The 11,957-nt window shown below is 59.7% G+C and carries 11 protein-coding genes; 3 read left to right on the top strand and 8 right to left on the bottom strand.

All coding sequences use genetic code 11. The features are described 5' to 3' along the window. Positions 1–322: 322 nt before the first annotated feature. Both VGL70_06005 and VGL70_06010 read right to left on the bottom strand, forming a co-directional pair. A complete protein-coding gene (locus VGL70_06005; GenBank protein HEY3303072.1) occupies positions 323–1,501 on the bottom strand; it encodes a D-alanyl-D-alanine carboxypeptidase family protein in 1,179 nt (392 codons plus the stop codon). 118 nt (positions 1,502–1,619) lie between these two features. Further along, positions 1,620–2,348, bottom strand: coding sequence for an SDR family oxidoreductase (locus VGL70_06010; protein ID HEY3303073.1), 729 nt, complete (start codon positions 2,346–2,348; stop codon positions 1,620–1,622). A gap of 229 nt (positions 2,349–2,577) precedes the next feature. Here VGL70_06010 and VGL70_06015 point away from each other — a divergent pair, with 229 nt between their 5' ends. Next, on the top strand, positions 2,578–3,012 hold the full coding sequence (locus tag VGL70_06015; GenBank protein ID HEY3303074.1) for a CoA-binding protein: 435 nt from the start codon (positions 2,578–2,580) through the stop codon (positions 3,010–3,012). 61 nt (positions 3,013–3,073) lie between these two features. On the opposite strand, the gene VGL70_06020 is transcribed toward VGL70_06015, so the two are convergent. Further along, entirely contained in the window at positions 3,074–4,048 is a 975-nt protein-coding gene (locus VGL70_06020) for a zinc-binding dehydrogenase (protein ID HEY3303075.1), read from the bottom strand. Here VGL70_06020 and VGL70_06025 point away from each other — a divergent pair. Beyond that, a complete protein-coding gene (locus tag VGL70_06025) occupies positions 4,028–4,756 on the top strand; it encodes an intradiol ring-cleavage dioxygenase (protein HEY3303076.1) in 729 nt (242 codons plus the stop codon). The two genes, VGL70_06020 and VGL70_06025, sit on opposite strands and share 21 nt — an antisense overlap. Positions 4,757–4,767: 11 nt before the next feature. Here the strand turns inward: VGL70_06025 and VGL70_06030 are convergent, their stop codons facing one another. The 5 genes from VGL70_06030 to VGL70_06050 form a co-directional block, all read right to left on the bottom strand. Next, positions 4,768–6,330, bottom strand: a complete 1,563-nt coding sequence (locus tag VGL70_06030) for an AAA family ATPase (GenBank protein ID HEY3303077.1) — start codon at positions 6,328–6,330, stop codon at positions 4,768–4,770. 95 nt (positions 6,331–6,425) lie between these two features. Beyond that, positions 6,426–6,896 (bottom strand): tetratricopeptide repeat protein, encoded by a 471-nt coding sequence (locus VGL70_06035; protein ID HEY3303078.1) that lies wholly within the window; start codon positions 6,894–6,896, stop codon positions 6,426–6,428. A gap of 36 nt (positions 6,897–6,932) precedes the next feature. After that, positions 6,933–7,892 carry an ABC transporter substrate-binding protein gene (locus VGL70_06040; GenBank protein ID HEY3303079.1) on the bottom strand — a complete coding sequence of 320 codons (960 nt, stop codon included), beginning with the start codon at positions 7,890–7,892 and terminating at the stop codon, positions 6,933–6,935. A gap of 43 nt (positions 7,893–7,935) precedes the next feature. Further along, complete coding sequence (locus tag VGL70_06045; GenBank protein HEY3303080.1) at positions 7,936–8,952, bottom strand: ABC transporter substrate-binding protein; 1,017 nt, start codon at positions 8,950–8,952, stop codon at positions 7,936–7,938. Positions 8,953–9,025: 73 nt separating this feature from the next. Further along, on the bottom strand, positions 9,026–9,862 hold the full coding sequence (locus tag VGL70_06050) for a hypothetical protein (GenBank protein HEY3303081.1): 837 nt from the start codon (positions 9,860–9,862) through the stop codon (positions 9,026–9,028). Between the two features lie 148 nt (positions 9,863–10,010). On the opposite strand from VGL70_06050, the gene VGL70_06055 reads away from it, so the two are divergent. Beyond that, positions 10,011–11,957: malate synthase G (locus VGL70_06055; protein HEY3303082.1), on the top strand; the 1,947-nt coding region annotated here is incomplete at its 3' end.

Consider the following 11,957-nt stretch of genomic DNA (forward strand, 5'->3'; position numbering starts at 1 on the left):
AGAAACGAAGGGAGAAGGCATCTCGCGCAAAGACGCAAAGTCCGCCAACGCTCCTCAAATCCCCCTGTTTCCCCCTTTGTCAAAGGGGGATGAAAGGGGATTTCTGAATTTCTTTGCGTGCTTGGCGTCTTGGCGCGATAACTTAAACTTCGTGCTCTTCGTGACCTTCGTGGTGAAATGTTTGTTTCTACTTTGGTTGCGGCGTAGCCGCGCTGTGCTATTCGTGGTGATAAACTTTTTGACCACGAAGGAGAAGCACACGAAGGAAGTGACGCCCAGGAATAAAGCGTTCGAAGCACGAAAACTGTTTTTTCAGCGCGTGCTAGAACACTCGGTCCCAAAGACGCCAGATGATATTGGACTGTTGAATATCCTGGTTCGATATCAAATTGAATTTTCCGACCGGCTTGTCGCCGAGCATCAGCGTCAGCTCGCCGAGCTTGTCGCCCTTCTTGAGCGGCGCCCATACGGGACTGCTCAACTGAACGGTCGTCTTGAGCGCCTTCTCGTCCGCCCGCTTGACCAGGATCTGCGCCGGCGCGCCGACGACCGCGAGAAGCGATTTTATCTGGCCGCCTTTGATTCGGACCTCCTGCTTGACCGTCTCGCCGGGCTTCATCACCGTCACCATCTTGTATTCGCCGAAGCCGCTCGTGAGCAGTCGCGCCGCCTCGCGGAAGCGAATCTTGTTGGTGGGCGAGCCGAGCGTCACCGAAATAAGTCGCAGACCGTCGCGCTCGGCGGTCGCCGCGAGATTGAAGCCGGCCTCGTGATAGGAGCCGGTCTTGAGACCGTCCGCGCCGGGAAATTTTCCGATGAGATGGTTGGTGTTTTCCAGCACGAACCTTCCGTCGCGGAAACTCTCCTTCGCCGTCGATGCCCATTTGAGGATTTCGGGATGTTTGACGAGCTCTCGCGCCAGGAGCGCCGTATCGTACGCGCTGGTCACGTCGGATTGCTGGTCTCTTTCAGGCGGGAGGCCGTGCGCGTTGTAATACTTCGTATCCTTGAGACCGAGCTCCTGCGCGCGCTGGTTCATGATCACCACGAACGCGTCGGCGTCGCCCGCGATTTTTTCAGCCACCGCCTCGGACGCGTCGTTGGCGGAATGGATCGCGATCGCCTTCATCATTTCTTCGAGAGTGAACTTTTCCCCCTGCTTCAAATAGACCTGAGAGCCGCCCATCTTGCTGGCGCGGGCCGACACCTCGACGGGATCGGTCAAGGCCAGCGAGCCCTGCTTGACCTTTTCCATGACGATCAGCATCAGCATCATTTTCGTGAGCGAAGCCGGCGGCCAAGGCTTGTGACCGTCCTGCTCGAAAAGAATTTGCCCCGTTTTCGGCTCCATCAGAACCGCCGCGCTGTACGGAGCTTCCTTCTCTTCGACGGTCTTCCGCCCGCGACGGCCCTGCGCGTCCGCGGCCGGAGCAAGACCCTGGAGAAAAAACACGGCCGCCAACAAAACGATGCCCAAACGGATAAATTTATTTCCTGACATTCTCTTGCGCGCCTCCCTTATAGAACGAGTTCTTGCGAGCCGGCTGGAGAACCGGCTTAGGCGCTATTGTACTTTATCTGGCAAAAGCTGACAAGAATTATTCCAGGAGCAGCGCGTCTCAAGTCTCTGGCACGAGCCTGCCGTCTTCGTGGGCGAAGGACCGGCCGCTCTGGTCCATCGGCAGCTCGGCCGCGAGCACGAATCCCTTGCCTAAGATCTCCGGGCCGGGCAGACGCCGGAGCGCCTCCTCCGGCGCACTCTCCGTGGCGATGGGAACGCGCGGCGAAAAGATTACGACGCAAACATTCGACTCCCGCACTTCCTCTGCGACGTAGCGCGTGAACGTGCGTATCGCCTCTTTGGTTACCATGTAAGCGCAGGCGCCGGCAGGCTTGACGCCGCCTCCGCCGTAGAGATTGATGATGTGCCCTGATTTTTTCGCCTCCATGTGAGGGAGAACGTGTTTCGTACAGAGAAAGGTCCCGCCGAGGTTCGTTTGGATGACGCGCTCCCAGAAAGCCTTGTCCATATCGGCGATGCGCGGCCAGCGCGGGATGCCCCAGGCAAAATGCGGCACGATCGCGGCGTTGTTGACGAGAACGTCGATTCGGCCGAAGCGATCGATCGCGCGCTTTACCATGTTCCGCACCTGCTCTTCGTCCCGCACATCGGCTTCGACGCCCAGAGTTTCGGTACCCCGGCTCAGCTCGCTCGCGGTCTTTTCGAGCCGCTTTTTGTCAAAGTCGGCGATCACGACTTTCGCCTTCTCGTCGACAAAGGTTTTCGCCGCATGGCGGCCAATGCCCTGGCCGCCGCCGGTAACGACCACTACTTTTCCTTCAAGCATGGAACACCTCCTAAACTACAAAGATGAAAGCGGAAAGCATGTCCTGAGCGCAGTCGAAGGGATGAAAGCTGAAATCCGCCTGTCCACCCTCCTGGAAAGGCAAAGATGAGACTTAAAAAACTGAAATTTACAGACCGTACAGGCCTTCTCGAAACGGCTTGTTGTGCCGCCTCCAAGTTGTACTTCAAACCGATTGGCCCAAGCAACCATCAATTGCTAATATGACGGCATGGATTGGAAGGAAAACCTTATTACCGGCTCCGAAGAGATTCGGAAGTTGATCTTAGGGACCAAACGCGTCGCAGTCCTCGGCATCAAAACCGAGAAACAGGTTTCGCAGCCGGCGTTCTATGTCCCAGAATATCTTCTCGCCGCCGGATTCGAGGTGATTCCGGTGCCGGTCTATTATCCCGACGTGAGGGAAATTCTCGGCAACAAAGTCTTTCGCCGTCTGATCGATATCCCCGGCGAGATCGACCTCGTCGACGTCTTCCGCCGCTCCCACGACGTTCCCGGTCACCTGGCGGACATACTGGCGAAAAAACCGAAGGCAGTCTGGTTTCAGTCGGGAATAAGAAACGACGAAGCGGCGGAGAAGCTGGCGAAAGCCGGAATTCAGGTGGTGCAGGACAGATGTCTCATGGTCGAACACAGAAAGGCGTGAGGCGTAAGACATGAGGCATGAGGGGGAGAAAAAACTGTTGCCTGTTGCCTCTTGCCTGTTCCTAGCCCATGACCAGGACGACTTTGCCGAAGTGGTCGCGCCCTTCGAGGTAGCGCTGGGCTGCTTTGACTTCCGCCAGCGGGAACGTGCGGTCGATGACGACTTTGAGCTTTTTCTGCCGGGCGAGGTCCAACAATGTATCGAGCTGTTTGAACTGCTCGGGACGGGCGTTCAAATAATTCGTGATCGAGAAACGGGTCGCCTTGCGCCCTTCCTCCAAAGCCGGCGGTTTTTCCGGAATCGGACCGGCGGCGCCGCCGATCGATACGAGTCTCCCGCCGGGCGCCAGCACTGAGAGGCTCTTCGTGTAAACGTCTCCCCCGACCATTTCGAAGACGATATCCACCCCTCGCCCGCTGGTGAGTCGCGAAATTTCCCGGCCGAAATCCTTCGCCGTGTAGTCGATCGCTTCGTCGACGCCCAATTCCCGGAGTCTTCTGCATTTCGCTTCGCTGCCCGCGGTCGTGAATACGCGCGCGGCGCCGAGATGCCGCGCAATTTGCACCGCCAGATGGCCGACGCCGCTGCTTCCGGCCTGAATGAGAACTTGATCGCCGGTGTCTATTTTTCCGTCTTCCTTGAGCGCGAACCAGGCCGTGAGTCCGGCGGTGGGAAGCGAAGCGGCGACAGCGGAATCGACGCCGCCGGGAACGGGACGGACGAGAGACGCTTTCGAGACTCCGTACACGGCGTAGCCGCCCTTGCCGGGATAGGCGACCACGCGCTGCCCAGCCTGGAAATCCGTCACTCCCGCGCCCAAGGCGGCTACGGGCCCCGCGAATTCTCTTCCAGGGACGATGGGGAGATCTTCAGGCGCCACGCGATAGGTCCCGCGGCGGAGTCCTATATCGGCGCGGTTTAGCGAGGCCGCTTCGATCTTGACGAGAACTTCGCCCGCGCCCGGAGCCGGAGTCGGGATTTCTCCCAGTTGGAGAACATCTTCGGAGCCGAATTGATGTATGCGAACCGCCTTCATTTGGAGCAGACCCAGTGTTTTTACCTGCTTCTTTACTATTACATCCGGATCGTCGTTGTAAAGGTAGTGCCGGCGTGTAAAATTGAAAGTATGATAACGGAGAATGATTCCAAGCTGACGCGGCGGGAGTTTCTCGCTGCCGCGGCGGCCGTGCCGCTCGTCATCGCCGAAACGATTGACGATCTAGAGGTCTTCGCCGCCACGCGCGGGCTGGAGCCGACGCCCGCTTGCAGCGACGCCGATGACGTGACGCCGCCGCAAACCGCCGGGCCTTTCTACAAACCGCGCTCGCCCGAGCGCAAGTCGCTCATCGAACCCGCCGTTCGGGGCGAGAAAATCGTTCTAGAGGGCGTTGTCCGCTCGACGAAATGCAAGCCGATCGAGCGCGCTCTCCTCGACTTCTGGCAGGCGGACGCGGGCGGAGCGTACGACAACTCCGGTTACCGGCTGCGCGGCCACCAGTTTAGCGACGGCGCAGGCAAGTACCGTTTGGAGACGATTGTTCCCGGACTTTATCCCGGACGGACGCGCCACTTTCACGTGCGAGTGCAGGCGCCGAACCGTCCCGTTCTCACGACGCAGCTTTACTTTCCGGGCGAGCCGGAGAACAAAAGGGACGGGATCTTCAGTCCTAAACTCGTGATGGCCGTGCGCGACTCGGCCGGGGGCAAGGCGGCGAATTTCGACTTTGTTCTGGTTGTCGGGTAGGCAACCGGCGACTAAAGCGACGCGACGAATTCTTCGATCGTCTCCCCGAGACGATTTTCCGTGTTGACCGTAATGTGGGATCGATCCGGAATTTCCATCAGCGGCATGAACTCTTTTCGCTGCCGCAAATAGACCTCCCGGGTGGCATCGGATACATCGTCGTTCCTTTCTTCCCTCTTTTGCAAACGGCGAAAGATCTCCCCCTCTCCCGCCCGGCACTCGATGAAAGCGACCCGGACCCCCTTGCCGGCGGCCGAATTCACAAAAAGGCGGCGCTGCTCGACGTCGCCGAAGGTCGCGTCGATGATCACGCCCTTTCCCGCTTGCAAGCGTTTCTCCGCCTCTTCCAGGAGCGTCTCGTAGGTGCGTTGCGTGAAGGACGCGCTGTAGATTCCTTCGCGGTATCCCGTCCCGGCGCGTTCCGTCGGCCGCATTCGGGCCAGCCCCTTACGCACCGTGTCCGAGCTTAGGATCTCGAATCCCGTCAAATCGCCCAGCATGCGCGCGACGGTGGACTTCCCGCTTCCCGCGAGACCGCAAACGATCAGCATCGCCGCTCGCGAAGGCCCGCGCGCATACCGGTGCGCGAGAAAGAAATAGCGGCGCGCGGCCGTGAGCGCTCGCTCGCGCTCCGTTTCTGGCACTTCTTTTTCTTCGGCTTTGAGGCTCTCGACCTTTCCTCGCACACAGGCGCGGTAGCATTTATAGAACGGCAACAGGCTCGCGAGCGCGGCGTCTTCCGCAGCCCCCGCGTATTTTGCCGCAAGGTGCTCGGACAGCGCGCCGGCGTTCAGAAAATCGAGATCCATGGCGAGAAAGCCGATCTCGGACGCCGCGTCTGCGGTGCGGAAGCTCTCGTTGAACTCGATGCAATCGAAGATCGGAATATCCTCGATAAGGCAGATGTGCTCGGCGCGAAGATCGCCGTGCCCCTCCGTGATTCTTCTCTCTCGAACCCTCGCTGCGAGCAGTCCGGCGTGCGCGCCGAGAAAGCCCAGGCTGTAGTCCCGGATTCGATGAAACATTTTCTCGCCGATCGTCCGGCCGATGAATGGACGAATCTCCTCGAAGTTTTCACCGATCCGCCGCCGGACGGCCGCGGGCGCGCCGTACAGCGCGGCTCGAGAGCTGTCGGCCGATCGATGAAACGCCGCGAGCTTCTCGATAATGGCGTCGATGTCTTCTTTACCGGCCCGCCTTTCGATCACAAGCCGGTCCAGCATCCGCTCTTCCGGCAAGCGCAGCATCTTGACCGCGTGCTCGACGGCAGGCAATCCGGAGTCCTCCGGCACAAAGCGGTTCCCGTCTCTGGCGATGGGAACGACGGCGAGATAAATCCTCGGAGCGAGGCGGCGGTTCAGCCGCAGCTCTTCGCGGCAGAAGTGACGGCGCTTTTCCAGGGTGGAGTAATCGAGGAAGGCGAACCGAACCGGCTTTTTGATCTTATAGACGTACTCGCCGGCGAGAAAGACGTACGAGATGTGCGTTTGCCTCAGCTCCACACTCGCAGGACGGTGCGGGTAGAAGCCGGGCTCCGTCATGGCGGAAACGAGCGATGGAAGTTGTTCCGTCACCTCGACGGCATGCTGGATGAAATCGCGTTGCGGCGCAAGAGCTCGGGGTCAGACGCGATCCGTCGCATCGCGTCGGGATTTTTCCGCAGCGGAGATTATTTTTTCGCCGTCTTGTATTTTTCGATCGCTGCTTTCAAGTCTTCGTATTCTTCGCACTTGCCGAACCACGGGCACGCCTTTTTCAGCGCTTGCAATTGTTTCTCGGCTTCGGCGGGCCGATTGGTTTCGAGATAAAGCTCGCCTATATATTCGTGGGCGCCGCGATGATTTCGATCGAGCTTCAGGGCCAGCCCATAGTGTTCCATGGCTTTGTCGAACTGGCCGACCTTGCGGTAGCTGTAACCGAGCAGATTGTGCACGTCGGCGTCGTCCGGGGTTTCCTGGGCGGCTTTGGTGAGATGCGCCACGCTGGATTTGAAGTCCTTGGCTTCGACCGCTTTGCGCCCGGCTTCGTAGCTCGGCGACTTGGGCCTTCTTTCGACCGAGTCATTGTCGTTGGCCCGAGCCAGGCCGCCTAGGAAAACGAGACCGAGGAGAACGGCTAAAACGGTTACCGATGGTTTCATACTGGTCGCTCCTTCCGGGGAACCCGAGAATTGCCCCTAGCGCCCCATTTCTTTAAGAACCTCTTCCGCTATGGATGCGTCTATAACATGCTCCACGGTGACGGTCTTGGAAAGACCCGCCTTGCGCTCGATTTCCAGCAGGTTCTCCACGCCCGTCTGATCGACGCGGCCGTCCCGGCTGAACGCATTCACCACCACCGCGTAGGATTCGCGCGCCATCGTTTCGTCCATCGCGAAGCGCTTGCGGATGATCTCGGTAGAGCCGGCGGCGTCCTCGCGCAAGGATCGCAGCGCCTCGATCTCGGATTTTAAAACCCGCTTGACCTGCGAGCGGTTTTGCTTGATCTTGTCCACCGTCGCGGAGAGACCCGCGAGAGGAATCGAGACGACATCCGCCGTGTTCGCCAGCGCGGCGAACCCTTCCCGCTTCATGAGAATCGAAAACGGCGGCGCGACCAGGATCGCGTCCACGCGGCGGAGCCTGAACGCCTCGACGACGAATTTCTCCTCGCCGATCGCGAGAAATTTAACGTCGCGGTCGGGATCGACGCCGAAATGCTCCAGCATCAGCCGGCCGCTGATCTGATTGGTGCCGCCGATGCTCGTGACGCCGATCACGCGGCCCTTGAGATCCTTGAAGCTTTTGATCGAGGGATGCACGACCAGGCTGAAAAACGGCGCTTTGATGCTGGTGGAAAACGCCCGCACCGGGGCGCCTCGCGCCGCGGAGCGGATCGCCGAGCCGAATACTTCGGCGTAATCGGCGTCGGTGCTGACGAGCGCGGCGATGTTCACCGCCGGACGCGCCTGCACCAGCTCGGCGTTCAAGCCGTTCCTTAAGTAAAAGCCGCGGTCCTTGGCGATGAAGGCGGCGAGAAACGAGAGCGAATTGTTCGCGTACGTGATGCGGATTCTCTCCTGCACGTCGGCAGAAAAAACCGGAATCAGGACGGCAAGTAAAAAGACTGCAAGGCAGCGAACCGATGGCGTCTTCATAACTTTTGAATTTGACGCGGAACCTGGAACTCGAAACCCGGAACTATTTTTTATACAGCTTGTCGATGTAGCCGCTCTTCTTGATCTCTTCGAGAAGGCTCGTGTCGATGAAGTCCTTGGCCTGAGGATTCTTCTCTTTCGAAGTGACGATCGAATCCAAGGCCGCCTGGATGCCCTTCAACTCGGGTATCGGGTATTCGCGCAGGCTGCCGGCAAGCCTGGCGTAAACTTCTTTGGCGGCTTGCGGATCCTCCACCCCCTCCTGCCGCATCGCCGCGAGCGCCACCTCCGGCCGGGTTTTGAAGGCGTGGATGCCGTCGATGTAGGACTCCAGCAATTTTCGCAAGGTCTCCCGCCGAGTTTGCAGAACCGCTACGGGAGCGACGATGCCGAATCGCGCGTAATCCAACGGCAGCTCCGAAAGATCCGCCAGCACTCTGCAGCACTTCGAAGCCAGCACTTTATAGACTTGCTCGGGACTCACCAGCGCTCCCTCCACGTGGCCGCCGACCAGAGCCGTGATTCGCGTCGGCGTGTTGCCCGACTGAAGAATCGCCACGTCCTTCTCGGGATTGAGCTTCAAGAAGCGCAGCGCCAGCCTCGTCGTCACGTCCGACGCCGAACCGAAGCGGCTGATCGCGATGCGCTTGCCTTTGAGATCCTCGGCCGTCTTGATGTTGCTGCGCACGATGAGATAGTGCTCGAGCCGGTTGATCGTGACCGCGATCACTCTTACGTCCAGGATGCCCGCCACCTTTGGACTGAGCTGGGCGGGCACGTCGGAATCGGTGACGATAACGTCGCCGGCGATCATCGCCTGCGACATCACGCTGCCGCTGCCGAAATAAATGGGCTTGACGTCGAGGCCGCGCTTTTGCCACAGTTTTTCTCGCTCGATCACGCGGCGCAGCGTGCCGCTGACGCCCGTGCCGCTGTAGCCCAGATGGATCGTCTCCGCGCGGGCCGTCCCGGCGGTCAGAAAGCCTGCCAGAAGAACCAGGCCGAAAACCGTCGCCATGCGCTTGTTCAAAGGCTTACCCGTCCTTTCGATATTCCTCACCGAGGTAACTCATAACTAAAAGAGACCGCGATCTGCGCCAAGAAAAACATGAGGATGGAAAACGGAATGGAACTTAAGCACGCCGCCGCCGCAGGAACCAGACGGCGACTCCCAGAGTGAAAAATCCGCCGGCGAACCACGGCCAGCGGCCCCTCAGAAACCTCACCGTCGCGTAGGCCGGGCTGCCGGCGACTTGCGCCGGCTTGCTGAAAACGGGGAGTTCTTTCGTTTCGTTGCCGCCGCCGGGAATCTTGACATTGATCGTCATCAACAGCAACAGCGGCTGCGTTCCCGACCGTACCGGGGTCACGTCCCACATCCACGGGGTCAATCCTTCCTCGCTCACAGCTTTTTCGTCATCGCCCAACGGTTGGATCTCGAAGCCGTCGCCGACAAGCCGCGCCGTGACGGAACTCCTCGCGGCGATCTCGTCCGCGCCCATGATCCCGAGTTCCTTCAGCTTGACGAGAAAATCTTCCGGCAGGTTCTCCGCAATCCGCACTTCGACCTTCTCGTGAACGCCGGCGTTCATTTGCTCGGGGGCGTTAAAGACGACGGCCTTTACGGAGAGTTTTTCCAATTCGTCGCGCGCGATCAGCGCCGACAACCGCGGCCCTCCGGGCGATCGCGCCGGCGGCGTCTTTCCCGGTGAAGGAGTCGCGACGGTTTTTAGCGCCGGTTTGGCCTCCAGGGCATAGGCGACGGGGCGGATGGCGGGTTCGGGGCAGGAAATCGGATTGCATTCCGGGCAGGCCGCCGAATCGCAGTGCAACGGAAGAATCGGACCGGCAGTTTTCTGAACGGACGGCCTGAAATCGAACACCCGCCCCACATACGGAAATTGGAATTTACAAGCGGACCCCGAGGACACGAGAATGACTAAAAGAACAAATCGTTTGATGTTGCTCACGAGATTGTCTGCCTAGTCGTTTTTGACGTGAGCGCATCTTATGCGAAAAAGAAACCGAAAAAAAGTGCCTTTCGCCTCACGCCTCTTTCACCGGCCTGTTGCCATCGACCTCCCCGCTCACTATGATTCACACCGGGAGGAGAAAGCCATGGCGAAGACAGTTGCGGTGGGCGGTCTCAAAGTCGATGAGGGACTATATAGTCTTGTGCGCGACGAGGTCGCGCCGGGCACGGGCGTGGATGCCGACGGCTTTTGGCGATCGCTCGGCGAGATCGTGAGGGATCTGGGACCGAAGAACCGGGCGCTGCTCGAAAAGCGGCACCAATTGCAAAAACAGATCGACGATTGGCACCTCGCGCGCAAAGGCCGGCCGTTCGAGCTCGAAGCGTACAAGTCGTTTCTGAAAGCGATCGGCTACCTCGTTCCGGAAGGCGAGGATTTTAACGCGGCGACCGCCGGCGTCGATCCGGAGATAACGGCGATTGCCGGCGCGCAGTTGGTCGTGCCGCTCGACAACGCCCGCTACGCGCTCAACGCGGCGAACGCGCGCTGGGGTAGCCTTTACGACGCGCTCTACGGCACCAACGTGATTCCGGAAGACGGCGGCGCCGAGAAGGGCGAAAGTTATAACCCCCGCCGCGGCGCCAAGGTGATCGCCTACACGGAAGCGTTTCTAGACAAGGTCATCGGCCTGGAGCGGGGAAGCTTTTCGGATGTCACGCGATTTTTTCTCAAGGATGCCGGGGGAAAGAAGCAGCTCGCCGCGACGCTGAAGAATGGCGGCACGGTGGGCCTGGCGGAGCCGGGGAAATTCGCCGGGTATCAGGAAAAAAACGGCGAGCTGGCGAGCGTGCTGCTCAGCAACCATCATTCGCACATCGAAATCCGGATCGACCGCAGTCATCCCATCGGCAAGACGCACCCGGCGGGCGTGAAAGACGTGGTGCTGGAAGCGGCGATCACGACGATCGAGGATTGCGAGGACGCCGTCGCCGCGGTCGACGCCGCCGACAAAGTCGTCGTCTATCGCCACTGGTGCGGCATCATGAAGGGCACGCTCGAAGCGACCTTCGAAAAAAACGGCCGGCCCCTGAATCGCGCGTTGAATCCTGACAAAACCTTTATGACGCCGGCGGGAGGGAAGCTCACGCTGCCGGGAAGAAGCTTGCTGCTCGTGCGGAACGTCGGCATCCACATGTACACCGACGCCGTGACGACGAGCAACGGCGAAGAAGTTCCCGAGGGATTTCTCGACGCGGCGGTGACGGTTTTGGCCGCGCTGCATGATCTTAAGGGGAAAAATAAAGGCGCCAATAGTAGAGCGGGAAGCGTTTATATTGTGAAGCCGAAGCAGCACGGGCCGGAAGAAGTCGCCGCGACCGTGGAGCTTTTCGAGCGCGTGGAAAAGGCGCTCGGCTTGAAGCGAAACTCGCTCAAGATCGGCATCATGGATGAAGAGCGGCGCACGACGGTCAATTTAAAAGAATGCATCCGCGCGGCGAAGGAGCGCGTGGTGTTCATCAACACCGGCTTTTTGGATCGCACGGGCGACGAGATCCACACCAGCATGGAGCTGGGCGCGATGCTGCCGAAGGAAGAGATCAAAGCACAGCCGTGGATCAAGGCTTACGAAGATTGGAACGTGGACATCGGCATCGAGACCGGTCTGCCGGGAAAAGCGCAGATCGGCAAAGGGATGTGGACGGCGCCGGACGAGATGGCGGAGATGGTGAAGACAAAGATCGCCCATCCGCAAGCCGGCGCGAACACCGCCTGGGTGCCGTCGCCGACGGCGGCGACCTTGCATGCGCTACATTATCATTATGTGGATGTCGCGAAGCGGCAGGCGGAGCTGGCGAAGCGAGGGCGCGCGAGCCTGGACCATATTCTCACGCCGCCGCTATTGGACCGTAAGTTGGCGCCGGAAGAAATTCAGCGCGACTTGGATAACAACGCGCAGGGAATTCTCGGCTACGTCGTCCGCTGGGTCGACCAAGGCATCGGCTGCTCCAAGGTGCCGAACATCCACGACGTGGCGTTGATGGAAGACCGCGCGACCTTGCGGATTTCAAGCCAGCACATCGCCAACTGGCTG

This window comes from Candidatus Binatia bacterium (genome assembly GCA_036504975.1).
Lineage (GTDB): Bacteria > Desulfobacterota > Binatia > UBA9968 > UBA9968 > JAJPJQ01.